Genomic DNA, 24,989 nt, shown 5'->3' with positions numbered 1-24,989 from the left:
GCCCCCCAGTTCGGTTCACTGTGCAGTGGTGGCCGAAAACAGCCGTACAGCCGTTCGCGACCGTGCGTACGGGCGCACCCTAGGCCCCTTTGCGCACCCGTTCAGCACACTTGACGCATCGGATGCCGAATTTCCGGATCCGCGTCCTGCCCGCCCGCCTATCCTGCCTTCATGATCACTTCCACCGAACCGTTCGAGCTCGTCATATTCGACTGCGACGGGGTCCTCGTCGACACCGAGCGGATCGCGACCCGCGTGAACGTCGCCCTCGGCGCGGAATTCGGCTGGCCGCTCACCGAGGACGAGGCGATCAGCCTGTTCATCGGCCGCTCCAGCGCCTCGAACCGGGAGCTGGTCGCCGAGCGCCTCGGCGCGGAGGCCGCCCGGGAGTGGGAGGAGCGCTTCGCGCAGATGCACACGGAAGCGGTGGACGCCGGGCTCACCCCCGTCGACGGCCTGCCCGAGGCGCTCGCCGCGATCACCCTGCCGACCTGCGTCGCCTCCAGCGGAAGCCACGAGAAGATGCAGCACACCCTCGGCCGCACCGGCCTCTACGAGCGCTTCGCGGGCCGCATCCACAGTGCCACCGAGGTCGCCCGCGGCAAGCCCGCCCCGGACGTCTTCCTGTACGCCGCGCAGCGCATGGGCGTCCACCCCTCGGCCTGCGCGGTGGTCGAGGACAGCCGCCCGGGCGTCGAGGCGGCCCGCGCGGCGGGCATGCGCTCGTTCGGGTACGCGGGCGGTCTGACGCCGGCGTCCCACCTCGCAGGCCCGGGCACGGTCGTCTTCACCGACATGCGCGACCTCCCGGGCTTGCTGGCGGGCGCCGTTGCCGTTGCCGAAAACGGCGGTCGCTGACGGCGCCGGCCTCGCGGACGGACGGGTCAGGCGGACGGGTCAGGCGGACGGCAGAGGGCGGCACAGGAGCGCCGCCGGGCCCGGGCGGGAGGCCGCGCGGGTGGTGAACGCGATGCCCGCCGCATACTCGGTCGGCAGGCACTGGCCCTTGTAGTCGCCGTACGCGAACTCGCCGCCGGGGGCGCCCGGCGGCCGGTTGTCTCCGCGGTCGAACCAGAGCGTGCGGCCGCCGGCGGGCAGGGCCGTCCGGGACGGCGCGCACAGGGCCGCCGACACCCGCTCGCCGCGCAGGCTGTACCCGATCAGGAACTGGCCGGACGGGCACTGGAACTTCGTGTATCCGGTCGCCCAGTCGCCGCCCGCCGGGACGTACGCCTCGTCGCGGACCACGGTGTGCCCGCCGCTCGCGGCCTGCAGATCGGAGGTGGTGCACAGGCCGCGGCCGCCCGTGTGCCCGAGTCCGGCGAGGCGGGCGCCGTCGGGGCAGACCGCCTTGCGGGCCCCGCTGTCCCAGTCGCCGGTGGCCCGCGTGCGCAGCGAGGCGTTGTGGTCGCGGTGGTCGGTGGTCAGCTGGTACCAGGCCGGGGTGGCGGGGACCTGTCCGGTGCGCCCGGCGGTGGTGGAGAGGGCGGTCCACGGCTGCGTACGCCAGTCGCCCGCGTCCGGTACGCCGGACCGGCGGCCGGAGGAGTCGTAGCGGAGCATCGCCCAGGTGTCGCCGCCGGGGGCGCCCTGGGCGTTGGTGCTCCAGCCGACGAGCGGCCAGTACGCGAAGTCGGCGTCGGTGGCGGTCAGATGGCCGGTGAGGTTCTGGAACCAGGCCCGCGGTGCGGCGCCGCTCTCGTCGGCGCCGATGCCGAACTCGCTGATCCAGACGGGCGCCGTGAAGTGGGTGCCGGTCTCGGCGGATACGTAGAAGGCCTGGTCGTAGAGGGTCTGCTCGAGCTGGGTCCGGCTCATGTCCTGGTAGCGGAGGTCATGGGTCTCGCCCATGCCGGTGGCGCCGCTGTGCCGGGGGCCGGTGTACCCGTAGAAGTGGGCCGAGTACACGAGTTTGTTGGAGACCACGAGCGTGTGGGACAGGGTGCGTACGGGGGTGAGGGTGGGACGGCCGTGCGGGAGGCCGTCCAGGGGGATGCCGGTCCAGTTGATGCCCTCGACCACGATGAGCAGGTTCGGATTGGCTTCGGCGAGGATCCGGTCGCCGGCCTCCTGGGCGGCCGCCTGCCAGTCGTGGTGGTCGCCGAGCCCCCAGTTGGGGTCGTCGAGGAAGTCTCGGCGGACCTCGTTGTACAGGTCGGCGCCGACCACGCGCGGGTTGTCGCGGTAGCGGCGGGCCAGGAACACCCAGTCGTCGGCCCACTGGGCGGTGGACCGGCCGCTGTTCCAGCGCTCGTTGCCGTCGAGCCCGCAGCACCAGCGGGTGGTGACGGTGTGGTTGTTGAGGATGACGGCGAAACCGGCGTCGGTGAGCGCCGTGACGACGGCGTCGTAGACCTGGAGCGGGGTGCGGCCGCGCAGCGCCGGGTTGGCGGCGACGGCCGCGTCCGGGACGGGGGCGGTGGTGCGCAGCATCTCGTTGGAGAAGGGCAGCCGGATGCTGTTGAGGCCGAGGGCCCGGAAGTCGGCCAGCAGGGCGGGCAGCGGCACCCGGTCCAGGCCGATCGGTATGCCGTTGGAGTTCTGGCCGCTGTGGTGGGTGGCGGGGTCGTTGCGGTCGCCGGAGCCGCTCCAGGAACCCTGGGCGCCGTCCCAGTTGCCGGAGCGCAGGCGGAACCGGTTGCCGTCCGCGTCGACGATGTAGCGGCCGCGGGTGGACAGCGGCGGGGTCCACGCCTCCCCGGCGGGAGCGGCCGGAGCGGCCGCGGCGGGGACCGGAGCGGCCACCGCCGGCAGGACTCCCGCCAGCAGCAGGACGGCGCCGAACAGCGCGCGGACGAGGCTCTTCATGTCGCTCCTGCCGGGGTCGGGCCGTCCGGGCCGATCGGTGGCAACGGACGGATGCCGCGGTCAAGTTACCGGCCGGTCGTCGAGCAGGGAACCCAAACGGGCGCCGACTTTCCGGCCGGCGCCCCGCCGACCCGGCGCCGGTCGCCAGGACGCGGCGCGCAGCGGTGCGGGCAGGCCCTTACGTGCGGTCACCCTGGCGAAACCGCCCCGCGCGGGGCCCTCAGCGCCTACCGTGCCCCTGAGGGGGACGGGAACGCACGGGAGGGTGGGGCAGATGGACGAAGAAGAGGACCTGCGGCTGGCGAGGATGACGCCGGAGATCTCCCGCCGCACCCTCACCATGCTGCGGGGTCTCGCCGGGCTGGAGCCACCGGAGCAGGTTCCCGAGGACGCGATGATCGTCGCCGACGCGATCCTGGCCGAGCACGGCACGGACGGGCTGCGCGTGCTGGTCATGACCCTGGCGGCCTGGGCGACGGCGCAGATCGAGAACGTGGCGGAGCTGAGCCGGCGCAGCCACGAGGCGGTCCTCGACGCGATGGAGCTGGCCTGCCTGGAGGCCGGCGCCGAGGACTGACCCCGGCGCGCGCAGGACCGCCCCTGGGGTGACGGGACAACCGGGTGATGCGCCGCGCCCGCATTCGCCCGGGTGTCGGCGACACTGGGGGTAGCGGGGGGCCCTGATCGGAGGCCGTCGTGAGCACACCTTCCCCCATCCGAATCGCCGCCGTCCTCTCCGCCGAACACCGGGGACGGCTGATGTCACAGGCCCGCGAGGTCAACTTCCCCGAAGGCGCGACGATCTTCGAGGAGGGCGGCCGCACCGAGGCCTTCTGGATCGTGCGCTCCGGCACCGTGACGCTCCAGGTCCCCCTGCCCGGCCGCCGGCCCGCCCCCGTCGAGAACCTCGGCCCCGGTGAACTGGTGGGCTGGTCCTGGCTCTTCCCGCCGTACGTGTGGCAGCTCAGCGCGGAGGCGATGACCCCGGTGCGCTCGTACGAGTTCGACGCGACCGCCGTACGGATGCTGATGGACGCCGACCCCGCCTTCGGCTCCGCCGTCGGCCACTGGGTCGGACGGGTGCTCGCGCTCCGGCTCCAGCAGACCCGCACCCGGCTCATCGACCTCTACGCCCCGCGCATTTCCACGACCCGCTAGACGCAGAATCCGCCCCGGGAGCCGGTCCGGACCCGCTCCCGGAATGTTTCAGCGCGTGTGTTCGGCCGATTCGGCGGCCTGCTCCCCCACAGGTCAGCACCTTCACACGGCTGCGGTCTGCATACATTCGCTCACGATCGGTGACGAGAAATGGGGGTACGAACGGGCGTTCACGGTCCGTGTCGGCAAGACTCCTGTCCGCTATCCGAAGCAACCACTCAAAGGGAGTTCGAAATGCGGTCCATCGCAAAGGGTCTCGGCCTCGGTTCCGCCGCCATGGCGCTCACCGCTCTCACGGCCCTGGCCTGGCCCGGAGCTGCCGACGCCGCACCGTCCGGTGCGGAGAGCCTGTACGCGCCGTCCGCCCTCGTCCTGAGCATCACGGCCGGGGAGGACACCACGTACGGCACGGTGCTGCGCGCGGTGACGCTCGTCTGTGCGCCGACCCCGGGCGGGACGCACCCGTCCCCGGCCGCCGCATGTGCCGAACTGCGGGCGAACTCGCACGAGTTGGACGCCGTCGCGGCACCGGGCGCCGGCGTCGACTGCACCAGGGAGTGGAACCCGATGACGGTCAGGGCCGACGGGGTGTGGCAGGGCCGCCGGCTGCACTACTCGTACACCTTCGGCAACCCCTGCGGGCTGCGGCACACCAGCGGCGCCCTGTTCGGCTTCTGACCCGGCACGACGCGACCGGCCGGGCGGCGTCGTGCGACCGCCGCCCGGCATCCCGCCTCACCCCCGCGCCCCGTCGGCCCGTCAGTCCGTCAGTCCGTCGCTCCGTCAGTCCATCGGCCTGTCAGCCCAGTTCGAGGCTCGTCACCCCGTACATCCCGGCCACCTCCACCTCCGGGGCGGGCCCGGTGTACATCCGGGCGGCCTCGAAGGAGGGGGCCAGCCCCAGCCCGGCCAGCAGGGCGGTGGCCGCCGGATTGGCGTCGGGCACGTCCACGGCGACCGCCCCGTCGGGGGTCTGCTCCGCGAGCCGGTGCAGCAGGGCCGCCGCGATGCCCGGGGTGGAGGCGTACAGCGGGCCGATCCGGGAGGCCCCGCTGCACGGGCGGATCACCCCGAGCCCCTCGAGCCGCCCCGCGCGGACGGCGGCGAGGGCGGTCCGGCCGGGCAGGCCGGTCCAGGCGGACAGGAAGGCGTCGCGCCGGGCGGGGAAGAACCGGCGGTCGTAGGCGGCCAGCTGCCCGAAGGGGAGCGAGCCGGCGTCGACGACCTCGACCCCGGCCTCGGCCCCGCTCGAGCCGTTCACCCGCGGGACGCCCTCGTACCGGACGTTGTTCCAGGCCGAACGGAACCCGGACTTGCGGTAGTTGTCCTGCTGGTCGACCACCCCGTCCAGGCCGACGAGCCGCCCGTCGAGCCGCTCCATCCCGGCGTGCCACAGCCGGATCCCGTAACCCTGCCCGCGGACGGCCGGGCGGGCGATGTAGAAGCCGATGAAGCCGAAGGCCGACCCGTACCGCACGGCCGAGATGCAGGCCACCGGTTCACCGTCGACCCGGCCGACGAGGAAGCCGGCCGGATCGGCGACCGCGAACGCGAACCGGTCGGAGTCGCCCGGGTTCCAGCCTTCCTCGTCGGCCCAGGTGCGGATCATTTCCATGTCGGCGGCGCTCGCGCCGGTGATCTCGAATCCCGTCATGTCCGGTGTTGTACCAGACGGCGTACGGACGGTCAGCCCGCGCAGATCACGTCGTCGAGCTTGATCGGCCGGGAGTCGAGACGCACGTACGCGGTGAACGTGTCGGTGCTGTCCGCGCTCCAGTGGGTGGTGACGGTGGCCCAGCCGACACCGGCCGACTGGGCGACGGTGACCGCCCCGATGGCGATGTCCCAGGGCTCGTTCTGGGCGCAGAGCAGCACGTCGGAGTGCGGGTGGTGCGCCTGCTTCTCCTTGAGCTGCTGCGAGACGCGGTGCTCGCGGTCGTGCGGGGAAGGGCCGTGGTGGCCGTAGAAGGAGGCGAGGAAGGCACTGATCTCGGCGGCATCGTGCCGGTGGCGGGCGACGACCGGGGCGGGGTCGGCGACGGCGGGGGTCGGGGCCGGCAGCGCGAGCAAGGGCAGCAGCAGGGCACCGAGGCTGTACGGCATGATCTTCATGCGGGATGTGTAACCACCGGGGGTCTCCGCGGGCAGGGGTGGACCACGTATCTCACTCCTGTGGGGGGAGGGAATCACCGCAGAAACGACCCTCTCGGACGAAGTTAATCCGGTCGCGGGCCCGTACCGGACGTACGTAGGGTCGGGGCATGGGGAAGCCGCTTGTCGCAGTGCTCAGTGGGGCGGGGATGTCCACCGACTCCGGGATTCCGGACTACCGGGGGCCGCAGGGGTTGTGGCGCCGGGATCCCGAGGCCGAGAAGCTCGTTACGTACGAGTACTACATGGCGGATCCGGAGATCCGGCGCCGCTCGTGGCAGATGCGCGCCGAGGTCGGCGCCCTCGGGGCGCAGCCGAATGCCGCGCATCTGGCCGTGGCCGCGCTGGAGCGCGGCGGGACGCCGGTCCGGGTGATCACGCAGAACGTGGACGGGCTGCACCAGCTCGCCGGGATGCCGCCGCGCAAGGTGTTCGAACTGCACGGGACCGCGCGGGCGGTGGTCTGCACGGCCTGCCATGCCCGGTCGGGGATGGACGAGACGCTGGCCCGGGTCGCCGCCGGGGTGCCGGATCCGGCCTGTCTGGTCTGCGGCGGGATCCTCAAGTCGGCGACCGTGATGTTCGGCGAACGGCTCGATCCCGAGGTGCTGCGGCAGGCCGTGGCCGTGGCCAAGGGCTGTCATGTCTTCATCGCCGTCGGGACCACGCTCCAGGTGCAGCCCGCCGCCTCGCTGGCCGGAATGGCCGCCGAGGCGGGGGCCCGCCTGATCATCGTGAACGCCGAGGAGACCCCGTACGATCCGCTCGCCGACGAGGTGATCCGCGAGCCGATCGGGACGGCCCTCCCGGCGCTGCTGGCCCGGATCGGCGGCCTCGGCCCGGCCGCCTAGCGGGTTGGGCCGGAGCCCTGTCACCCGGCGTCGGCCGCCCGGCGCATCTCCGCCACGTCCAGCTTCTTCATCTTCATCATGGCCGCGGTGGCGCGGGCGGCCCGGCCCGGGTCCGGGTCGGTGACCAGGTCGATGGCGCCGGCCGGGATGACCTGCCAGGACACCCCGAACTTGTCCTTGACCCAGCCGCAGGCGGACTCCTGGCCGCCGTCCTTCGTCAGCTCGTCGTAGTAGTAGTCCGACTCCGCCTCGTCGGCGCAGTGGATCTGGAACGAGATCGCCTCGGTGAAGGGGAACTGCGGGCCGCCGTTGAGGCCGACGAACTTCTGGCCGTTGATCTCGAACTCGACGACCATCACGTCACCGGCCGTGCCCGGGCCCGCCTCGTTGTAGTAGCCGGTCCGCCCGATCTTCCCGTCCTTGAAGACGGACACGTAGTAGTCGGCGGCGGCCTGCGCATTGCCGTCGAACCACAGACACGTGGTGAATCCGTTGCTGCTGCTCATGACTGCCTCCAGGCGGGTGCGGGGTCGAGTCCGTGCGGTGGGCACCGTCTCGCTCCCATACAGACCGGCCCCGGGCCCGAAATTCATCGGTGGGCCCGGGGCCGGTCTGCAAACGTGTCCTGAATGCACTCCTACGGCTCACACCGTAGGCCTGCGGCTCACACCGCGGGCTTGGCCGCCATGGAGAGCATCCGGTCGACGACGCGCTCGGCGGCGCCGCCGTCGTCCAGGTCGCAGAACTCGGCACGGAACGCGGCCCGCGCCTCCTTGTACTCCGCCCCGATCGCGTCCGCGCCCCGCACGGCCTCGATGAGGCTCGCCGAGTCCGCCAGCAGCGGGCCGGGGGCCTTCTCCGCCAGGTCGAAGTTGAAGCCGCGCAGCGTGGTCCGGTAGTGCTCCAGGTCGTACGTGAAGAGCAGGATCGGCCGGTCGGTGAGCGCGAAGTCGAACAGCGCCGAGGAGTAGTCCGAGATCAGCACGTCCGCGACGAGCAGCAGGTCGGTCGCGTCGGGCCAGCGGGACACGTCGACGACGAAGCCGTCGCGCACGTTGTCCCGGACCTGCTCGGTCACGTGGTGGTGGCCGCGGACCAGCAGGACGTGGTCCTCGCCGAGCTCGCGCCGCGCCGCGTCCAGGTCGATCTGCAGGTCGAGCTTGTAGCCGCCCGACCAGCCCTCGCGGTTCTCGCGCCAGGTCGGCATGTAGAGGACGACCTTCTTGCCCTCGGGCAGGCCGAGCCGGCGGCGGACCTCGGCGATCCGCTGCGCGTCGGGCTTGACGAGCGCGTCCGCACGCGGGCTGCCGGACTCGATGACCTCGCCCTTGTAGCCGAGGGCGCGCTTGAGCAGGGGCGTCGCGTACGAGCTCGGGGAGGCGAGCAGCGACCACTGGGCGCTGTCGTGCTCCAGCCCCTCGAGGATGTCGGGGCTCGTGTAGTAGTCGTGGATGAAGTCGTGGCCGATCTCCTTGATCGGCGTCCCGTGCCAGGTCTGGACGACGATCTGGCCGGCGCGGCGCTGGAAGCGCCGCGGCACGTTGTCGTTCACGACGTAGTAGCGGGCCCGGGCCAGGACCTCCCAGGCCTCGACGCTGTCGTACTGCACGGCGCGGGCGGTCGCGGGGACCTCGGCGCGGCCGTCGCGGACGAGCCAGACGTGGTCCAGCTTCTCGCCGCGGCGCAGCAGCTCCTCGTGGATGGCGCGGGGCGAGTCGCCCGCGCCGTTCCCCTGGAAGGTGTCGTAGACGACGATGTCCTTGACCGGCAGGGCGCGCTGCGCCGGGTAGGTCTCGTACCGGGTCACGCGCTGGGCGTACCGGGAGCGGTCGTGCGGGCTGAGCAGCGGGTCGGCGACGAGCACCATGCGGTCGTAGAAGCGGGCCTCGACCCGCATCCGGCGGCCCTGGACGGTGAGGGCGTGCGGCCCGGCGTGCAGGGCGGTGGGCGCGAACTGCACCGGGGCGCCGCGGTCGACGCCGAGCAGGCCCGCGGTGGTGCCGCCCTGGGCGAGCGGGCGCAGGGTGGGCCACCAGCGGCCCTGGGGCAGCGTGGTGCGGCCGGCGTAGGCCTCGGGGAGCACCGGCTCGAACGAGGACTCGAAGCGGTCGCCGTCGCGGGTGACGGGGTAGCTGAACTCGGTGCCGTGCGCGTCGTGCAGGACCAGCTCGTACGGCTCGTCCGCCGGGGCGACGAAGCGGCCCTTCAGCGTGACGGTGCCGTCCTGGGTGGCGACCGAGTCGACCAGCGGCGGCGAGGGCTGCACCGAGAGGGTCAGGTGTCCGGTGTTGCCGCGCTTGGCGAAGAGGGCGCGGCCGGTTTCCCCGCCGGTCAGGGGCACGACCAGGCCGGCGAAGCCGCCGCGCTCGTCGTGCACGAGACGGTGCTCGGAGCCGTCGGCGCCGACGACGGTCAGGCTCCAGGGCTCGGGGGTCCACTCGCCGGGCTCGCACGAGGCGTCCGGTACGGCGGCCAGTTCGGCCAGCGGTACGCGCACGGTGAACGGGATCCGCCCGGCGCCGCCGGCGGCGGCGGTCTCGAGCGGGAAGGTGACGACGGTGCCGGTGGAGACGTGCTCGGCGCGCAGGGTCGCGCCGGCGCCGATCTCGGCGGCGAGCTCGCCGGCCACCTCGACGGCGTCGTCGCCGGCGGGGCGGACGTCGAGGGCGCGGGCCCGGACGACCTCCACCTGGATGGTGAGGGCGCCGGTGGAGTTCGGGACGATGCGGACGTCCGGGGCCACCCAGTGGGCGGGCGGGTTCTGGCCGGTGTCGGACTCGCCGCCCTTGAGGCGGGCGCGGTGCAGGCCGCCGGCGCCGGTGACGGCGATGGACGTGGTCCATATGCCGTCGTTCCACTTGCCGCCCGACTGGAAGACGGTGGGGTCGACGACGGCGGTGAAGCCGGCCCAGTCGGCGTGCCGCAGGGCGAGGTGCGGGGCGTTCACGGTGGCCATCGGGGAGGCGACCGTACGGGTGCTGACGACGGTGCGGCGGCGCTTGCCCCCCTCGCGGAAGACCAGCACCTTGCGCGAGCCGAGGCGGCTCTCGGCGCCGAGGTGGCCGGGCACCGCGTAGCCGCGCAGCAGCAGCTTGCCGTCGCTCCAGACGGCCTGCTCGAGGCGGCTGACGACGCGGCGCTCGCGCGGGCCGAGGGTGAGGATCTTGGCGGGGACCGGCGGGCGGCCGTGCAGGAAGGGGTAGTCGGCCTGCGGGCGGGCCAGCCCCTTGACGGGGACGCTGTAGGAGTAGTCGCTCTGGTGCTGCGTGAGGGCGATGAAGTCCTCGACGCGGCCTTCGCGGGCCAGGTACGCCTTGAGGCGGTCGGCGACGGTCAGCGCGGACCAGGGGCCGGTGCCGATCTCGCGGACGAGCCCGCCGACCTCCTTGACGAAGGCGGCCCGGAAGTCGGCGCCGCCCTCTCCGACGTACTTGTAGATGAGCGGGAGCTCCTCGCTCAGCACGTTGTAGTCGTAGTCGCGCAGGTATCGGACGTACTTGGCGCCCTCCTTGGCCTTGAGGGCCTCGCGGACCAGGCGGACGGAGGTGACGCGGTCGATCAGGGAGACCGGGTCGGTGGAGCGCTGGGTGATCGAGCGCTCGCCGGTCTCGCGGACGCGCCAGTGGTAGACGCAGTCGCTGATGATGTCGACGCTGGACGCGAAGTAGTGCGCGGGGATGCTGACGGGGGCGTCCTCGTAGAGGATGCCCTCCGGGTACTGGAAGCCGTGCTCGTCCCAGAAGCTGCGCCGGTAGACCTTGTTCCACGCGGTGCGGTCGGTGACCAGCGCCGGGAACTTGGAGATGTGGGTCTTCAGCTGCGTCTTGGCGAAGGCGGCCCGGTGGCCCCAGGACTGCTGCATGCCGACGGAGCGGAAACGCTTCACGTTGCCGCCGGCGAAGTCCGAGCCGGTCTCGTCGAGGGCGGCGATCAGGCGCTCGTAGGCGTAGTCCGGCATGGTGTCGTCACTGTCGACGAACGCCAGGTACTCACTGTCCTTGGAGGCGTGGCGGGCGCCCACGTTGCGGGCGGCACCGAGTCCGGCGTTGTCCTGCATGACGACTCGGAAACGCTTGTCCCGCGCGGCGAAGGCCTTGGCGATGACTGCGCTGGTGTCGGTGGACCCGTCGTCGACGAGTATGCACTCGAAGTCGTCGAACGTCTGGGCGGCAATGGACTCCAGGCACTCGTCGAGGTAGAGCTCGACGTTGTAGACGGGGACGACGATGCTCAGGCGCGGGGGCATGGGTGGCGGGTTCTCCAGCGTTTTAAGCTATTTCGATGATCAGGTGATGACAGCATCCTACTCGGTAACGGGATGATAAAGTCCCCCCATCCTGGACATATGACCCTTGTCCCCCGGGGCGGACGGCAAAGAATTCAGCCGCCCGCCACCTCTGCGTCGGGGTCGGACCGAACGTTTGCTCAGACTTCGAGCTCCGCCTCGATCTTCTTGAGCTGGTGCCGGGCCATCGCGAGGTTGGCCCGGCCGCGGTCGAGCGCGAGGTAGAGGAAGAAGCCCTTGGACCCGCGGCCCTTCAGCAGCCGGATGAGGTGGTACTGGCTGCCGAGGGTGATCAGGATGTCCTCGATCTCCTCCTTGAGGCCGAGCATGTCCATGGTGCGGACCTTGGCGCGGACCACGTCGGTGTTGCCCGCCGCGGCCACCTGGAGGTCGAGCTCCTTGCCGCCGCCGATGGTGCCGAGGGCCATGCCGCTGTCGTAGTCGACCAGGGCGGCGCCGATCGCGCCGTCGATGGTCGCGGTGCATTCCTTGAGTGCGGTCTCCACGTTGGCCATGAGGGGCCCTCCTTCTTCTTCTACCGTTTCTACGGTGTCTGCGGTTTCTGCGGTCTGTCGGTGGTGGGTACGGGGTGTGGTGCGCCGGTGCGGCGGCTCAGGCCGACGGGATCTCGGGGCCGCGGCGCCCGAGGACGTGGTCGATGAGCTCCGCTATCCGGAGGCTGGAGCGGCGGGCCTCCAGATGGAGCCGGCCGACGTTGACGCGGGGCTCCGCGATCAGGGTGAGGACGGCCGCGTCCCCGGCCGCGTAGGTGGCCACGTATCCGTGTTCGCCGCGTATCAGCAGCTCGCGGAATCCGCCCTGGCCCGTGCAGTCGCTGAGCCGCTGGGCCACGCCGAGGGCGGCCGCGGTCAGTGCGGCGACGGACTCCACCTCGGTGGCGGCGCTGTCCTGCGCGAGGACCAGGCCGTCGGCGCTGCCGGCGAGGGCGCCGGTGAGCTGGGGGACCCGGGCACGCAGCCTGCGGAGCTCGGCGAGTATGTCGGCCTCGGCCTCGGGGGGCACCATCGCCGTGCTCATGTCGGCCTTTCTCCTTTCGGGCTGCCTCCGCTCGGAGCGGTCGGCGCGCTCGGAGCGCAGAGCCGGTCGCAGCGGGAGCCTCACAGGCTTGCCTCCAGTGCGTCGCGTAACCGGCGAAGCAGCGCCACGTCCGGGGATTGGGTCTGGGTCATCCAGTCGGGCAGGGGTGTTTCGACCGGTGTCAGGACCGGCGCGTGGGGGGTCTCGACCAGTCCGGCCGCCGCGAGGCGCCGTACGTCGAGCAGTGTGTGGAACGCCGGCCGGCCCAGCACCCACGCGAGGTCCGCGGGGGTTCGTACGCCGTCCGCCTGGGCCAGCAGGATCCGCTGGCGCGCGGTGACGGTCTGGCCGGGGGCGGCGGCCCGCGGCACCACGGGAGAGGTGTCCAGCAGCGGGTACGGCCACACGGCGTCGAGCAGCTCCCGCCGGCGCCGGGTCTCCCGCTCGACGGCGGCGGCCGGGACGGATCGGACGGAGCCGATCCAGTGGGTGGCCCCGCGGCGGAACCGGGAGGGTCCTGTGCCCGGGGACAGGGCGAAGAAGGCGGCGTCGAATATCGCGGCGAGATGGCAGATCTCCAGTTCGCCGCCGGCGAGGCCCCCGCTGTCGACGAGGAAGCGGGCGACCTGGCGGCGGGCACCGGCGCGGTCCAACGCCTCGCGCCAGCGCTCGGGCGCGAGGCCGCCGCCGGTGGTGAGGAGTACGTCGAGGCCGGGGGTGGCCGGGCTCTCGGCGTGGACGATGCAGCCGTCCTCCAGGAAGAGGGTGCCGCGGTCGCGGAGCAGGGCGCCGGTGGCGCGCTCGGCGGCGAGCCGGGTGAGCAGGGGGGAGACGGCGGCGAGGCCGCCCACCTGGGTGCCGGTCATCTCAGGACCAGCCCCTCGGCGAGGGCGCGGAGTCTGTGCCGGGCGAGGGCGAGGTTGCCGTCGGTGCGGTCCAGCCAGAGGTGGAGGAAGACGCTGCTGTCGAAGCTGGTCTCGACGAAGCGGAGGACGTGGTAGCCGGTCCGGGTGGTGACGATCAGGTCCTCCACCGGCTGGCCCGCGGGTTCGCCCCCGGCGGCGTCCGGGGCCGGCTGGGCGAAGGACTCGTACTCGGCGGCAGCCCGGGCCAGCTCGGCGGTCTCCGCGGCGGTGGTCTCGTGGTCGCCGACGGGCGAGTCCCCGGCGGTGCCGAGGGCCAGTCCGCTGCTCCAGTCGACCAGCGCGGCCCCCCGCGCACCAGGCAGGGCCATGGCTTCGAGCAGGCATTCGTCGATCCCGGGCACGCGGGCTCCCCTCCCGGCCAGACGTGCGAAGTGCACGGTCTACGGCGCGACAGGAGGGAACTTACTCACGTTCCACAGCACGGAAGGGGCTTCTGGCATTTTCCGCGGGAACATGCACAGAACCACGCGACAGCTTGGCCGGAACCCGTCGACTTCTGATCACGAATGTTGATCACCGCCAGCGATCGCGCAAGGGCGCACGGGGGCTCACGAGGCGAGCGGAAGATGCTCCGCGAGCCGGAAGGAACCGCCCTCGCGCTCCACGTATCCCTCGTGGGTGAGGGTGCGCAGGAGGTGGTACACGGTGGGCAGCGGAATGCCGGTGACCCGCGCCAGCCGTTTCGCCGTGGCTCCGCCCTCGGCGTACATCGCCTCGACGAGGCGCAGCGCGCGCTGCACGGAACCGATCAGGGTGGGTGCGCTTTCCTTCTGGCTGCCGTCGGTGACCATGAATACTCCCCCTGCTCCGGTACGAGTCCTGGCACCCCCATAAAAGTCTCTTACCGCCCGCAATCCCAGCTGACTCGCGCAGTTCCGGGCATAAGATCACCACGCTTCGGGTCCGCTCCCCCCATACCCATGCAAAACACTGCACTCCATGCCCGGTCCTTGGGAGTCGGCGGCGGCCCCGATGCGGGGCGTCCCGGCCGGCTATTGGGTACACGTCACGAAGGCCGGGAGGGGGGCGTCCTCGATCAGGTGGCGCGGCAGGGACAGGGCGAAGCGGCGTTCGAGGACGGCGAGGGTGCGCCGGTCCCGGTCCGCGCAGTGTTCGTCCTCGGGGCGGGCGTGGGTGCCGTCCGGGGCGAGGATCCCCGCCGCCACCAGTTCCGGGAGCAGGAAGTCCGGCCGGTGTCCGCCGCGCCAGCCCTCCTCGCCGAGGCCGAAGCAGCACACGATCTCGCCGTCCCGGGCGTACGCGAACTGCTTGGGCGGGTGGTCCGGCTGCGGGTCGAGGTGGACGGCCTCGACGCCGGACCGGGAGACTTCTGCCAGCCGCTCCGCCCCGGCCGGCATGCCGTGTTCGACGGCGAAGGACCAGCCGCCCCAGCTGCCGACGCGCGCCACGCCGTCGCCGTCCATCGTCTCGGTCACCATTGCTCCAGGCGTCCGTCGCGCCCAGCGGGCCGGGCCGGATGCCCGGCAGCGCGCCGAGGCGCAGCGCGAGTTCGCCGGGTGCTATGCCGCGGGCGAAGGTGAGGCCGGCATACCAGCCGTCCCAGTCCGCCAGCCACCGGATGCCGCCGCCCGAGCCCCCGGTCATCTCCACGGTCCCCTCCGCGCGTCGTGCCGGTACTCCCCCACCGGCACGATAGCCAGTGCGCGGGGCGCTCCGGGAGGAGGAACTCGGTATGCGGAGCGCGCCCGCCGGCCACTGCGCGTGCAGTGATTCAGACACGCCTGCGGACGCGGTACGGTCCCGGCCCTCCCCTGCGACCCCTCCCACGTGTCACTCTGCCCGTCATGGAGCGGATCATCGAGGAGATACGAGAGGACCTGTCGCGCCGGATAGCGGCGACGGCGGACCGGCTCGCCGACCGGACGCTGGCCGAGGACCCCGCGTACGCCGCCCTGCTCGGCCGGGCCGAGCTGCGCGAGCGGATCCACCACAACCTGCGGCAGTCCGTCGAGGGCCTGGTCCTCGGCGTCCGCGGGCTGCCCGTGGAGCTCGCGGACGCACGGGCCACCGGTACGCTCCGCGCCGAACAGGGCCTGCCGCTCGCCTCGCTGCTGCGCACCTACCGGCGCGGCGGCCGACTGGTGTGGCAGGCCCTCACCGAGGCCGTGGCCGCGCACGACCCGGAGGCGCTGCCCCGGCTGCTCCCGGCCGCGGCCGTGCTGTGGGACGTACTGGACCAGCTGACGGACGCGGTGGCCGACGCCTACCGCCGTACGGAGGCCGCACGCAGCGATCGCGACCGGGAGCGCCGGGCGGCCCTCCTGGACGCGCTGCTCGACGGCGCGGGTCCGCCCGACGGGCCCGCGGTCTCGGAGGCGGCGGCCCAGCTGGGACTGCCCGAGCGCGGCCGGTTCGCGGTCGTCGTACTCGGCTCGGGCAGCTCGGGCAGCTCCGGCAGCTCCGGCGGTTCGCGCGGCTCCGCCGATCCGGGCGGCCCCGGCCGGCCCGGCACCGAGCCCGCCCCGGGCGGCCTGCGCGTGCTGTGGCGGATCCGCGCCGACGGGGAGACCGGCCTGGTGGAGCTGGGCCACCATCCGCTGGACTCCGTACGGGAGCTGCTCGGCCCGCTCGGAGCCCGGGCCGGGGTCAGTCCGGTCGTGGAGACCCCCGGCCACCTGGCCCGGGCGCGCTGGCTGGCCGCGCTGGCGCTGCGCACCGTCCCGGCGTCCGGCGGCCCGTGCACCGCCCTGCTGGACGAGCGGCTGCCGACGGCGCTGGTCGCCTCCCAGGCCGAACTCGCGGGCCGGCTGCGGCAGGTCGTTCTGGGACCGGTGCTGGCGCTGCCCGCGGAGGACCGCCGGGTGCTGCTGAACACGCTGGGCACCTGGCTGACCTGCCAGGGCTCGACGACGTACGCCGCCCAGCGGCTGTACTGCCACCGCAACACGGTCTCGAACCGGCTGCGGCGCCTCGAGCAGCTGACCGGTCGCACGCTCTCCGACCCGGCGCACGTGGTGGAGCTGGCGCTGGCCCATGCGGCGGTGCTCCAGCGGGCCGCGGGCGAGCCGGCCGCAGCGGGCCCGAAGCCGGCCGGCCGCACCCCGCGCCGCGGCAGCTGACCTCATGCCTCAGGCCCTCGTCGACTCCGCGGGCTCGTGCGGTGCGGCCGGCCGGGCCGACTCCAGCAGGTACGGTACGTCGATCACCGCGACGCCCGGGGTGAACAGCAGCCTCGCCTTCAGCCGGAACGCGTTCTGGTTGTGCAGGGGCTGCTCCCACCAGTGCCCGACCACGTACTCGGGGATCACCACCGACAGGATGTCCGTCCCCTCGGCGGCGGCCAGCTCCTGGATGTGCGCGAGCACCGGTCCGACGACCTCGCGGTACGGGGAGTGCAGGATCTTCAGCGGGACGCCCGGGTCGTGCTCCGCCCATGCCTCGCGCAGCCGGCGCGCGTCCTCCTCGTCGGCGGCGACGGTGACGGCCGTCAGGGTGTCCGGCCGCAGCGCCTGTGCGTAGCCGAGCGCCTTCAGCGTCGGGGCGTGCACGTTGGCGACCAGCACCAGCACGTGGTGGCGGGAGGGTTTGCGCGGTTTGACCCCGGGGGCGACGGCGACCTGGGCCGAGACCCGGTCGTAGTGCCGGCGGACCCCCTTCATGCCGAGGAACAGCAGCGGCATCGCGATGACGACCAGCCAGGCGCCGTGCGTGAACTTGGTGATCAGGACGATGACCAGGACGACGGCGGTCAGGGTGGCGCCGACCGCGTTGATCGCCAGCCGGCGGTGGATGTGGATCCGTTCCGCCTTGGGCGTGGCCGGGGAGGCGAGCTCCCGGCGCCAGTGCCGGACCATGCCCGCCTGCGAGAGGGTGAAGGAGACGAAGACGCCGATGATGTAGAGCTGGATGAGTCGGGTCAGCTGGGCGTCGAAGGAGACGATGAGGGCGACGGCGGCGAGCGCGAGCACCACGATGCCGTTGGAGTAGACGAGCCGGTCGCCGCGGTTGAAGAGCTGGCGCGGTGCGTAGCGGTCCCTGGCCAGGATCGAGGCGAGCATCGGGAAGCCGTTGAAGGCGGTGTTGGCGGCGAGGATCAGCACGCCCGCGGTGACGGCCTGGAGCAGGTAGAAGAGGAAGTGCCAGCTCCCGAAGGTGGCACGGCCGATCTGGGCGAGCGCGGTGGACATCGGCGTGCCGGGCGGAAGGCCCAGTTCCGTCGGGTCGGCGGCGACGTGCACCTGGTACACCATGGCCAGGATGGTGATGCCGAGGAACATGGTCACCGACAGGACGCCCATCACGGCAAGGGTGTTGGCGGCGTTGCGGCTCTTGGGCTTCTGGAAGGCGGGTACGCCGTTGCTGATCGCCTCGACACCGGTGAGGGCCGTACAGCCGGAGGCGAAGGCCCGCATCGCGAGGAGCACCAGGCCCAGGCCGGTGAACGTGCCCTCGGCGGTGATCGGGAGGTCGGCGGACTCGGCGTGGATGGTCTCGCCCGTCGCGAGCCGGACCGCCGCCACGGCGAACATGACGTAGATGACGAGGACGAAGCCGTAGGTCGGAATGGCGAAGATGCGTCCCGACTCCCTTACGCCGCGCAGGTTCATCAGCATCAGCAGCACCACGAAGCCCACCGACAGGCCGACTTCGTGGTCGCTGAGGGAGGGAATCGCGGAGGTGATGGCGTCCACGCCGGAGACGACGGAGACGGCGACGGTCATGACGTAGTCGACGAGGAGCGCGCTGGCGGCCGTCAGGGCGGCGGTCTGGCCGAGGTTCTCGGAGCTGACGACGTACGCACCGCCGCCGCCGGGATAGGCGTAACAGGTCTGCCGGTAGGAGGCGACGACCACGATCATGAGGAAGACGATGGCGGCGGCTGCGTACCAGGCGAGGTGGAGCAGCGCGACACCGCCGAGGGCGAGGATCAGCAGGATCTCCTCGGTGGCGTAGGCCACCGAGGAGAGCGGGTCGCTGCAGAAGATCGGCAGCGCGAGCCGTTTGGGCAGCAGGGTCTCGCCCAGTCGCGCGGTGTCGAGCGGTTCACCCACGAGCACGCGCTTCAGATTGATACGCCTCATCCGGGCATGATCGTGCATATTTCATGCACTTCGTCCCTTATTGGGGCTGTGTCATGCCGTGAACCCGGCCAGTTCCTCGGCCCGGTGAGCCAGCCACAGGTCGTAGCGGGCGCTCGGCGAACGCAGCAGCGAGCGCTCCAGCAGGGCCTCGATCCGGGTCAGCCGTTTGCGCGTGCCCGGCACCGAGATGCCGAGCGCGGCCGCCGCCGGGACCAGGTGCGCGTCGTGGCGCAGCCAGGCCCGCAGGGTGTCCCGGGCCCCGGGCGGGGCGTCCCGCCCGGTCAGGGGAGCCAGATGCGCGCGGGCCCAGGCCGCCAGGTCGGGGTGGCGCAGTACGCCGTCCAGATCGGCCGGAGCGCCGGGAGCGCCACCGCGGGAATCCCCGGCGCCGCCGCCCGGGGAGACCCCCGCCCCGCCCGGGGTCAGCCGCAGCGCCAGCGAGAGCGCCGCCTGTTCGGGGAGCCGCGCGAGGTCCAGGCAGAGCACCGACTCGATCAGGCGCAGCCGGGTGGCCAGGGTGTTGCGGTGGATCTTCAGCAGCCGCGTCGCGTGCGAGCAGAAGTTCAGCCAGGCGTGCGCGGTGGCCCGCAGCTCCTGCGCGCCGGGGTCCTGGGGGCGCCGGGGCACGTACGCGTGAAGGGGCGCGAGCAGCGCCTCGGCCCAGCCGGTCCCGGCCGTGTGGGCGGCCAGCTCCAGCTCGGGCCCGGGGCCGAAGCGGGCGTGCCGTCCGTCGCGGCCGCGGGCGACGGCCAGGGCGTGGAAGGCCTGGGTGTAGGCGGCCGGAGCCTCGCGCAGCCGCAGCTCCGCGCTGACCCCGACCGTGCAGTCGCGGGCCACTGCCGCCAACGCCTCGGCCAGCGGATCGTGCTCGGCCGAGGTCGCCGCGAGATCGCCGGGGACCAGGACGATGAGGTGGCGCACGTAGACCGGGCAGCGCACGGTCCAGGCCCGGCCGCCCGTCAGCTCCTCGCAGAGCCGGGCCACCTCGCCGCGTTCCCCGGCCCGGCACTCCACGACGTACATCCGCATCGGCTCGGGCAGCGAGGGGCAGAGCGCCTCGGCGATCTGGTGGGCGGTGGAGAGCCGGCCGTTCATCAGCAGGTGCAGGACGGCCTCGCGGGCCCGTGATTCGGCGAGTTCGGCCCGCTCCTCGCGCCGCTCGGCCTCCTCGGCGCGCAGGGCGAGGGCCAGTACGGCGGTGGCGTCCGCGAGCAGGGCGGAGGCTCCCGGGTGGTGCGGCAGGTCCAGTACGGCGGCCAGCGCGCGGCTCCCGTCCAGCGCGAACAGCAGCGCGGCCGAGCGCTCGCCGTGCAGGACGGCCGAGCGTACGCCCCGGGCGCGCAACTCCGCGGCCCCGCGCACGGCGAGCTCCGAACCGGCGGCTCCGTCGGCGTCCACCACGCCGGTCCAGCCGCCCAGCCGGGCGGTGAGCCACTCCAGCAGGGCGGCCGAGCCGCCGGAGTGGACGAGCCGGTGCAGCTTGAGGATGTCCTCGGACCGGCTGCGGGACCGGTCCGCGGGTGTTTGCGGGACGGGCGGGTGCGAAATGAGGGGTTCCCTTCGGTCCGGGTCGCGCCGTCGCGGTCGACCACCGGCCATCACTGTGCTCAGTGATACCCGTCCCGCCCGGTCACTGTGCAGGGCGGACCCTGCGAACCGGCCACCGGCCGCCTAGGTTTGACCCCGAGCGGTCGGGCCCCGGGATCGACGGGGGAGTCCCCGGGGCCCCACTCGCTCACGTCCGTGTCTCACGCATCCGGGCGGCCGCGCTGCGGATGGCCTCCCGGATGCGGAAGTAGGTGCCGCAGCGGCAGATGTTGGCGATGGCGTCGATGTCCTCGTCCGTGGGCGTGGTGGTGCGCTTCAGCAGCGCGACGGCGGCCATGATCTGGCCGGGCTGGCAGAAACCGCACTGGGCGACGTCCTGTTCGAGCCAGGCTTCCTGTACGGGGTGCAGCTCGTCCCCGTTCGCCAGGCCCTCGATGGTGGTCACCTTCTTTCCGGCGCACGCGGAGACCGGCACCACGCACGGGCGGATGTCCGCCCCGTCGAGATGGCTGGTGCAGGCCTTGCAGACGTCCACGCCGCAGCCGTACTTGGGGCCGCGTACGCCCAGCATGTCGCGGAGCACCCACAGCAGGGGCAGATCGTCGGGCGCGTCCACGGTGACGCTCTGCCCGTTGACGGTGAAGGTGTGCGAGGGCACGGCGGACTCTCCTGAACTGACGGGCTGTTCTAGCGGGGGTACGGGGTGAAGTCGACGTCGAAGTCGAGGGGGAAGCTGCGCGGCTTGCTGCCGGTGGCCCGGGCCCAGGCATTGGCGATGGCACCCACCGCGGCGGGTACGCCGAGCTCGCCCGCGCCGCCCGGCTCCTCGCCGGTGGCCGGCAGCACGAAGACGCGTACGTCCTGCGGGGTGTCACGCTGCCGGGCCCAGTGGAACTGGCTGTAACTGCCCTCCAGCGGCAGCCCCTTGTCCAGGTGCAGCCCGGCCTTCAGGGTGGTGGAGATCGCGTCGGTGAGGCCGCCGATCATCTGGGCCTCCAGTCCGCGCGGGTTGACGGGCAGGCCCACGTCGACCGCGATGACGGCCTTGGTGACGCGGACGTGCTCCGGGTCGCGGGCGTCGATCTCGACCAGACAGGCGGTGCGGGACTTGTACTCGTCGTGGAAGGCGATGCCCTGCGCGCAGCCCGCCGGCATGGGCCGTCCCCACTCCCCCTCCGTCGCCGCCTTGTCGAGCACCGCGCGCTGGGCGGCCGTCTTCAGGAAGGTACGCCGGAACTGGTACGGGTCCTTGCCGGTCCGCGCCGCGAGTTCGTCGACGACGATCTCCTCGGCGCCCCGGGTGTTGGCGGAGTACACCGAGCGCCAGGAGCCGGTCGGGATGCCGGTGGGCACCTCGCTGAGCCCGTGGGTGGTGAGCCCGAAGTGGTACGGGGACTTGATCGTGGTGTGGAACAGGGTCTGGGCGAGGGTCGCGTTGCCGATGCCGAGCGGCAGGCTGGCGGCAGTGGCGGTGATGATCTCGCCGAGCCCGTGCCGGAAGTCGGTCTCGGCGGCGGCCACCCGGTGCTCGAAGCTGAGCACCTCGCCGAGCAGGTGGGTGGCGCGGATCTTGTGGTGGGTGGCGGGGCGCATCCGGCCGTGCCGGGTGTCGTCGACACGGGTCCACATCAGCCGGACGGGACGGCGGCAGGCCTTGGACACCCGGGCGGCCTCCAGCGCGGCGTCGAAGAAGAGCCGCCGCCCGAACGAGCCGCCGGCCTGGACCACGTGCACGGTGACCTTGTCGAGCGGCAGGCCGAGGTCGGCGGCAATCGTCTCGCGGGCCGCGATCGGGGACTTGAGCCCGGACCAGATCTCGGCGCGGTCCTCCCGTACGTCGGCCACGGCGGAGTTGGTCTCCATGGGCGCGTGGCTGACGAAGGCGAAGTCGAACTCGGCGTCCACGTACGGGGTGAGCAGCGGCGGAACCAGCAGCGGGGGGGTGGCGGCGCGCAGCTTGGCGCGGATCTGCTCGTCGGAGAGCTGGTCGGCGGGGCCGGGGCCCCAGGTGACCTGGAGGGCGGCCTTGGCGTCGAGGGCCTGCCCGAAGGTCTCGGCGACGACGGCGACCCCGGTCGGGACGGTGACCACGTGGAGGACGCCGGGCATGGCGCGGACGGCGGCGAGGTTGGCGACGGCCTTGACGCTGCCGCCGAGGCTGGGCGGGCGGCGCACCACGCACGGCTTGGCACCGGGCACGTCGAGGTCGAGGGTGTACTGCTGGGCACCGGTCACCATGGCGCGGGCGTCGATCCGGCCGGTGGGTTTGCCGACGAGGGAGTGCTTCGCGGCCTTCTTCGGGGTGGCGCCGAGGACGACCAGGGCGGGGTCGGCGGCGGCCGCGGAGAGGCTGCCGTAGTCGGCGGTGCGTCCGTCGGGGGCCCGTACGGCGCCGTTCGCGGTGGTCAGCGAGGACGCGGCGAGGCCCCAGCGGCGGGCGGCCGCCGCGACCAGGCGGGCCCGGGCGGTGGCGGCGGCCTGGCGGACCGGCCCGTAGAGGGAGCGGATGGAGTTGGAGCTTCCGGTGAGCTGGTTGAACACCAGCTCGGGACGCGCGTCGTCCAGTTCCACGCGGACGGCGGCCAGCGGCGCGTCGAGCTCCTCCGCGACGAGCATGGCCACGGCGGTGGTGAGCCCCTGGCCGACCTCCTCGCGCGGCAGCCGGAAGCGGATGGTTCCGTCCGCCTCGACGGCGAGCGCCAGCAGGGCGGAGGTGGGTGCGCCGGCCAGGATGAACAGGTCGCCGAGGTCCACCAGATCGGCCGGGGCGGGCAGGCTCGGGACCACGGCGTGGGCGGGCTGCGGGGCGAGGACGTCGGCCCCGGCCCGGGTGACGAGGGCCAGCGTCGGCGCCGCGACGAGGTACGTGAGGAAGGAGCGGCGGCTCTGCCCGGTCATGTTGCTGTGTCCCCAAACCCTGCGCGGGTCCGCGTTCGCGGACCTCCCCCGGCTCGTTACCGACACGTAGGGTAGCGATCACCCAGTGGGGTGGGAAGCGGGACGACGGGATGGGCCGCCCGGGGAGGGGCTCCTTCGTTCGGGGGGTACTCCCGCGGAGGTGTTGATCCGGCCCGGGTACGGGTTCTGCCGCGCCCGGGCCTCGTACATCTCGTCCGTACGATCGATCCGCCTCCTCCGGAGGGCCGGTTTCCGGCCGCGGGGGGACGATGGAAGAGATAGGGCTGCACTCGCAGGAACACGTGAGGAGGTGTGCGGCGGTGGCGATGTACATGGATGTCCACCACGGCATGAAGGGCATCACCGAAGCCGAGCTGATGGCTGCCCACAGGGCGGACCTGGCGATCGAGGGCGACGAGAAGGTGCACTTCGAGCGCGCGTGGGCCGACCCGGAATCCGGCACGGTGTACTGCCTGTCCGAGGCGCCGTCCGCGGAGGCGGTGCAGCGGATCCACGAACGCACCGGGCACCCGGCCAACGAGATCCACCCGGTGCCGATCGTCGTGTGAGACCGGAGGCGGCCGGGAACCGCCGACGGGGTGCCGGCAGGGCTGACCGGAAACGTTCGTACGGGCGAAGGGGGGCCGGGAGGCCCTTGGCATATGCCGGAAGCAACGACGTTACGGATGTTGCCAAACGCCTTACGGGCCGTCGCCGCCTGTGCAACAGTCGTAACCGGTCCTTCCTTCAGACTTGGCCGTGCCGCGCCGCCTGTATCGGAGTTCTCATGCCGTCCCACCTCTTCGCGGACCGTCCCGCGCAGCCGCCCGAGCCCGGTTCGGTGGACGCCCTGATCTCGCAGACCCGGCGGCTGCGCGGCGAAGTCGACGCGGTGCGCCGCGACACCGTCGTCGACGACGACGACGCCCAGGGCCGCTGGCAGCGCGCCCTGTGCGACCTCGCCGTCCACCACCTCGACGACCTGCGCGAGCACCTGGGACAGCTCAAGGAAGGCCTGCCGGCCGCCCCCGAACTCGGCGAGCTCCCCGAGGGGACGCCCGCGACCGGGACCGAGCCCCAGCAGACCCGCGTCGGCAGCGCCGAGTGGAACCTGCTCACCGACGAGGTCAACTGGTCCGAGGAGCTGTTCCAGATCTTCGGCCGCTCGCCCGAGGCGGGCCCGCTCCCGCTCGACGAACTCGGCTCCACCCTCTTCTCCGAGGACCAGCCGCTGCTCACCTCGATGGTGACGGCCTGTCTGGTCGACGGCAAACCGATCGACGGCGAGTTCCGCATCGTCCGGGCCGACGGCCGCGTCCGGACGCTGCACATGCGAGGCGAGCCGGTACTCGACACCGACGGCTGCACGGCCTCCATGTGGGCCGTGCTCCGGGACGTGAGTGAGCTGCGCCGAAGCCAGCGCGCCGAACGCGAGTCCCGTGACTCGCTGCAGCGCCGGCGGGAGATCGCGCAGACCGAGCACCGGCTTGCGGTCGAGCTGCAGGAAGCCGTGCTCCCCCCGTGGCGCGGCTCCCTGCGGTTCCCGCACCACACCACCGGCGCGCTCGACGTCGCCGCGCACTACCTGCCCTCCGCGACGAGCGCCCTGATCGGCGGCGACTGGTACGACGCGCTCGAACTGCCGGACGGCCGCTCTCTGTTGACGGTCGGAGACCTGACCGGGCACGGGGTGACGGCCACCTCCGGCATGGCGATGATGCTGGGCGCCCTGCGCGGCATGGCCATGGCCGGCATCGAGCCGGGCCCGCTGATGGGCTGGCTCAACCAGCTCCTGGAGACCTCCGTACAGCCGGCGCTCGGCTCTGCCGTCTGCTGCCGCTACGATCCGGCGCGCCGGATGCTCTCCTGGGCACAGGCCGGCCATCCCGCCCCGCTGCTGTTCCGGAGCAGCTCGGGCCGCGCCCTGCAGCCGCCGGAGGGCGTACTGCTGGGCGCGACCTCCGGGGCGGCGTACGGGCAGGCCGAGGAACGGCTGCAGACCGGCGACGTACTCGTCCTGCACACGGACGGACTGACGCCGCGCAGCATCGAGTTCAGCCGGGCGGACGGCACCGAGCGGCTGCTGGCCCTCGCGCCGCGGTTCACGGCGGCGCGGTCGGCGCAGGACTGCGTGCGGATGGTGGTCGAGGAGTTCGGCGAGAGCGAACGCGAGGACGACGCCTGCGTCCTGGTGGCCAGGGTCGGGGGCTGAGCAACGAACACGGTCCGACGGGGACCGCTTCTCAGGGCCGCGCCGGAAGGCGCGGCCTTTCTCGTCTCCGTA

Annotated in this window: 23 protein-coding genes; 8 read left to right on the top strand and 15 right to left on the bottom strand. The window is 72.8% G+C overall.

Annotation, left to right across the window (positions count from 1 at the left end; all coding sequences use genetic code 11):
- The first annotated feature begins 171 nt into the window (after nucleotides 1–171).
- Complete coding sequence (locus tag AB5J51_RS34445; RefSeq protein ID WP_136222060.1) at nucleotides 172–858, top strand: HAD family phosphatase; 687 nt, start codon at nucleotides 172–174, stop codon at nucleotides 856–858.
- Nucleotides 859–897: 39 nt separating this feature from the next.
- On the opposite strand, the gene AB5J51_RS34440 is transcribed toward AB5J51_RS34445, so the two are convergent.
- Entirely contained in the window at nucleotides 898–2,808 is a 1,911-nt protein-coding gene (locus tag AB5J51_RS34440) for a glycoside hydrolase family 5 protein (RefSeq protein ID WP_369779435.1), read from the bottom strand.
- A 274-nt stretch (nucleotides 2,809–3,082) separates the two neighbouring features.
- On the opposite strand from AB5J51_RS34440, the gene AB5J51_RS34435 reads away from it, so the two are divergent.
- The 3 genes from AB5J51_RS34435 (at nucleotide 3,083) to AB5J51_RS34425 (ending at nucleotide 4,644) form a co-directional block, all read left to right on the top strand.
- On the top strand, nucleotides 3,083–3,385 hold the full coding sequence (locus AB5J51_RS34435) for a hypothetical protein (RefSeq protein ID WP_030295576.1): 303 nt from the start codon (nucleotides 3,083–3,085) through the stop codon (nucleotides 3,383–3,385).
- A gap of 119 nt (nucleotides 3,386–3,504) precedes the next feature.
- On the top strand, nucleotides 3,505–3,966 hold the full coding sequence (locus tag AB5J51_RS34430; protein ID WP_206310610.1) for a cyclic nucleotide-binding domain-containing protein: 462 nt from the start codon (nucleotides 3,505–3,507) through the stop codon (nucleotides 3,964–3,966).
- A gap of 234 nt (nucleotides 3,967–4,200) precedes the next feature.
- Nucleotides 4,201–4,644 carry an SSI family serine proteinase inhibitor gene (locus tag AB5J51_RS34425; RefSeq protein WP_133898899.1) on the top strand — a complete coding sequence of 148 codons (444 nt, stop codon included), beginning with the start codon at nucleotides 4,201–4,203 and terminating at the stop codon, nucleotides 4,642–4,644.
- Between the two features lie 121 nt (nucleotides 4,645–4,765).
- Here AB5J51_RS34425 and AB5J51_RS34420 read toward each other — a convergent pair whose 3' ends face one another.
- Both AB5J51_RS34420 and AB5J51_RS34415 read right to left on the bottom strand, forming a co-directional pair.
- On the bottom strand, nucleotides 4,766–5,620 hold the full coding sequence (locus AB5J51_RS34420) for a GNAT family N-acetyltransferase (protein ID WP_369779433.1): 855 nt from the start codon (nucleotides 5,618–5,620) through the stop codon (nucleotides 4,766–4,768).
- 32 nt (nucleotides 5,621–5,652) lie between these two features.
- The gene (locus AB5J51_RS34415) at nucleotides 5,653–6,078 is read right to left on the bottom strand and encodes a hypothetical protein (protein WP_240805099.1); all 426 of its coding nucleotides are present in this window, start codon (nucleotides 6,076–6,078) and stop codon (nucleotides 5,653–5,655) included.
- 149 nt (nucleotides 6,079–6,227) lie between these two features.
- Here AB5J51_RS34415 and AB5J51_RS34410 point away from each other — a divergent pair, with 149 nt between their 5' ends.
- Complete coding sequence (locus AB5J51_RS34410; protein WP_369779432.1) at nucleotides 6,228–6,968, top strand: NAD-dependent deacetylase; 741 nt, start codon at nucleotides 6,228–6,230, stop codon at nucleotides 6,966–6,968.
- Between the two features lie 20 nt (nucleotides 6,969–6,988).
- Here AB5J51_RS34410 and AB5J51_RS34405 read toward each other — a convergent pair whose 3' ends face one another.
- From AB5J51_RS34405 to AB5J51_RS34370, 8 genes are all read right to left on the bottom strand, one after another.
- A complete protein-coding gene (locus AB5J51_RS34405) occupies nucleotides 6,989–7,474 on the bottom strand; it encodes a VOC family protein (RefSeq protein WP_136222068.1) in 486 nt (161 codons plus the stop codon).
- Between the two features lie 158 nt (nucleotides 7,475–7,632).
- Entirely contained in the window at nucleotides 7,633–11,214 is a 3,582-nt protein-coding gene (locus AB5J51_RS34400; protein WP_369779431.1) for a CDP-glycerol glycerophosphotransferase family protein, read from the bottom strand.
- A 179-nt stretch (nucleotides 11,215–11,393) separates the two neighbouring features.
- Nucleotides 11,394–11,768: a hypothetical protein gene (locus AB5J51_RS34395; RefSeq protein ID WP_030295553.1), complete on the bottom strand. Its 375-nt coding sequence runs from the start codon at nucleotides 11,766–11,768 to the stop codon at nucleotides 11,394–11,396.
- A gap of 97 nt (nucleotides 11,769–11,865) precedes the next feature.
- Entirely contained in the window at nucleotides 11,866–12,291 is a 426-nt protein-coding gene (locus AB5J51_RS34390; protein ID WP_030295551.1) for a roadblock/LC7 domain-containing protein, read from the bottom strand.
- Nucleotides 12,292–12,371: 80 nt separating this feature from the next.
- Complete coding sequence (locus AB5J51_RS34385) at nucleotides 12,372–13,157, bottom strand: transcriptional regulator (RefSeq protein WP_369779429.1); 786 nt, start codon at nucleotides 13,155–13,157, stop codon at nucleotides 12,372–12,374.
- Nucleotides 13,154–13,558 (bottom strand): hypothetical protein, encoded by a 405-nt coding sequence (locus tag AB5J51_RS34380; protein WP_053787189.1) that lies wholly within the window; start codon nucleotides 13,556–13,558, stop codon nucleotides 13,154–13,156. The genes AB5J51_RS34385 and AB5J51_RS34380 overlap by 4 nt, the downstream gene beginning before the upstream one ends.
- A 207-nt stretch (nucleotides 13,559–13,765) precedes the next feature.
- Complete coding sequence (locus AB5J51_RS34375; protein ID WP_136222074.1) at nucleotides 13,766–14,008, bottom strand: helix-turn-helix domain-containing protein; 243 nt, start codon at nucleotides 14,006–14,008, stop codon at nucleotides 13,766–13,768.
- A 201-nt stretch (nucleotides 14,009–14,209) separates the two neighbouring features.
- Nucleotides 14,210–14,656 carry a DUF6461 domain-containing protein gene (locus AB5J51_RS34370; protein WP_369779427.1) on the bottom strand — a complete coding sequence of 149 codons (447 nt, stop codon included), beginning with the start codon at nucleotides 14,654–14,656 and terminating at the stop codon, nucleotides 14,210–14,212.
- Between the two features lie 366 nt (nucleotides 14,657–15,022).
- Between AB5J51_RS34370 and AB5J51_RS34365 the strand changes: the two genes are divergently transcribed.
- Nucleotides 15,023–16,297, top strand: coding sequence for a PucR family transcriptional regulator (locus AB5J51_RS34365; RefSeq protein WP_369779426.1), 1,275 nt, complete (start codon nucleotides 15,023–15,025; stop codon nucleotides 16,295–16,297).
- Nucleotides 16,298–16,306: 9 nt separating this feature from the next.
- Here AB5J51_RS34365 and AB5J51_RS34360 read toward each other — a convergent pair whose 3' ends face one another.
- The 4 genes from AB5J51_RS34360 to AB5J51_RS34345 all read right to left on the bottom strand — a co-directional run bounded on the left by AB5J51_RS34360 (nucleotide 16,307) and on the right by AB5J51_RS34345 (nucleotide 22,705).
- A complete protein-coding gene (locus AB5J51_RS34360; protein ID WP_369779425.1) occupies nucleotides 16,307–18,259 on the bottom strand; it encodes an APC family permease in 1,953 nt (650 codons plus the stop codon).
- Between the two features lie 51 nt (nucleotides 18,260–18,310).
- Nucleotides 18,311–19,858, bottom strand: a complete 1,548-nt coding sequence (locus tag AB5J51_RS34355) for a helix-turn-helix domain-containing protein (protein WP_369779423.1) — start codon at nucleotides 19,856–19,858, stop codon at nucleotides 18,311–18,313.
- Nucleotides 19,859–19,994: 136 nt separating this feature from the next.
- Nucleotides 19,995–20,465 carry a (2Fe-2S)-binding protein gene (locus AB5J51_RS34350; RefSeq protein WP_053787185.1) on the bottom strand — a complete coding sequence of 157 codons (471 nt, stop codon included), beginning with the start codon at nucleotides 20,463–20,465 and terminating at the stop codon, nucleotides 19,995–19,997.
- A 29-nt stretch (nucleotides 20,466–20,494) separates the two neighbouring features.
- Nucleotides 20,495–22,705: a xanthine dehydrogenase family protein molybdopterin-binding subunit gene (locus AB5J51_RS34345; protein WP_133898892.1), complete on the bottom strand. Its 2,211-nt coding sequence runs from the start codon at nucleotides 22,703–22,705 to the stop codon at nucleotides 20,495–20,497.
- 320 nt (nucleotides 22,706–23,025) lie between these two features.
- Here AB5J51_RS34345 and AB5J51_RS34340 point away from each other — a divergent pair, with 320 nt between their 5' ends.
- Nucleotides 23,026–23,274 (top strand): SCO4226 family nickel-binding protein, encoded by a 249-nt coding sequence (locus tag AB5J51_RS34340; RefSeq protein ID WP_053787183.1) that lies wholly within the window; start codon nucleotides 23,026–23,028, stop codon nucleotides 23,272–23,274.
- Nucleotides 23,275–23,492: 218 nt separating this feature from the next.
- The gene (locus tag AB5J51_RS34335; protein WP_136222082.1) at nucleotides 23,493–24,917 is read left to right on the top strand and encodes a PP2C family protein-serine/threonine phosphatase; all 1,425 of its coding nucleotides are present in this window, start codon (nucleotides 23,493–23,495) and stop codon (nucleotides 24,915–24,917) included.
- Nucleotides 24,918–24,989 lie beyond the last annotated feature (72 nt).

This window comes from Streptomyces sp. R33 (assembly GCF_041200175.1).
GTDB lineage: Bacteria > Actinomycetota > Actinomycetes > Streptomycetales > Streptomycetaceae > Streptomyces > Streptomyces katrae_B.
The sequence above is the reverse complement of the archived record's forward strand: the minus strand, read 5'-3'. Positions and strand labels throughout refer to the sequence as shown.

Bases quoted from the DNA above. Each gene is read 5' to 3' on its own strand.
- AB5J51_RS34365 (WP_369779426.1), top strand. From the start codon at position 15,023: ATGGAGCGGATCATCGAGGAGATACGAGAGGACCTGTCGCGCCGGATA.
- AB5J51_RS34390 (WP_030295551.1), bottom strand. From the start codon at position 12,291: ATGAGCACGGCGATGGTGCCCCCCGAGGCCGAGGCCGACATACTCGCC.
- AB5J51_RS34405 (WP_136222068.1), bottom strand. From the start codon at position 7,474: ATGAGCAGCAGCAACGGATTCACCACGTGTCTGTGGTTCGACGGCAAT.
- AB5J51_RS34360 (WP_369779425.1), bottom strand. From the start codon at position 18,259: ATGAGGCGTATCAATCTGAAGCGCGTGCTCGTGGGTGAACCGCTCGAC.
- AB5J51_RS34445 (WP_136222060.1), top strand. From the start codon at position 172: ATGATCACTTCCACCGAACCGTTCGAGCTCGTCATATTCGACTGCGAC.
- AB5J51_RS34425 (WP_133898899.1), top strand. From the start codon at position 4,201: ATGCGGTCCATCGCAAAGGGTCTCGGCCTCGGTTCCGCCGCCATGGCG.
- AB5J51_RS34335 (WP_136222082.1), top strand. From the start codon at position 23,493: ATGCCGTCCCACCTCTTCGCGGACCGTCCCGCGCAGCCGCCCGAGCCC.
- AB5J51_RS34355 (WP_369779423.1), bottom strand. From the start codon at position 19,858: ATGGCCGGTGGTCGACCGCGACGGCGCGACCCGGACCGAAGGGAACCC.
- AB5J51_RS34395 (WP_030295553.1), bottom strand. From the start codon at position 11,768: ATGGCCAACGTGGAGACCGCACTCAAGGAATGCACCGCGACCATCGAC.
- AB5J51_RS34345 (WP_133898892.1), bottom strand. From the start codon at position 22,705: ATGACCGGGCAGAGCCGCCGCTCCTTCCTCACGTACCTCGTCGCGGCG.
- AB5J51_RS34420 (WP_369779433.1), bottom strand. From the start codon at position 5,620: ATGACGGGATTCGAGATCACCGGCGCGAGCGCCGCCGACATGGAAATG.
- AB5J51_RS34400 (WP_369779431.1), bottom strand. From the start codon at position 11,214: ATGCCCCCGCGCCTGAGCATCGTCGTCCCCGTCTACAACGTCGAGCTC.
- AB5J51_RS34410 (WP_369779432.1), top strand. From the start codon at position 6,228: ATGGGGAAGCCGCTTGTCGCAGTGCTCAGTGGGGCGGGGATGTCCACC.
- AB5J51_RS34375 (WP_136222074.1), bottom strand. From the start codon at position 14,008: ATGGTCACCGACGGCAGCCAGAAGGAAAGCGCACCCACCCTGATCGGT.
- AB5J51_RS34370 (WP_369779427.1), bottom strand. From the start codon at position 14,656: ATGGTGACCGAGACGATGGACGGCGACGGCGTGGCGCGCGTCGGCAGC.
- AB5J51_RS34440 (WP_369779435.1), bottom strand. From the start codon at position 2,808: ATGAAGAGCCTCGTCCGCGCGCTGTTCGGCGCCGTCCTGCTGCTGGCG.
- AB5J51_RS34385 (WP_369779429.1), bottom strand. From the start codon at position 13,157: ATGACCGGCACCCAGGTGGGCGGCCTCGCCGCCGTCTCCCCCCTGCTC.
- AB5J51_RS34415 (WP_240805099.1), bottom strand. From the start codon at position 6,078: ATGAAGATCATGCCGTACAGCCTCGGTGCCCTGCTGCTGCCCTTGCTC.
- AB5J51_RS34435 (WP_030295576.1), top strand. From the start codon at position 3,083: ATGGACGAAGAAGAGGACCTGCGGCTGGCGAGGATGACGCCGGAGATC.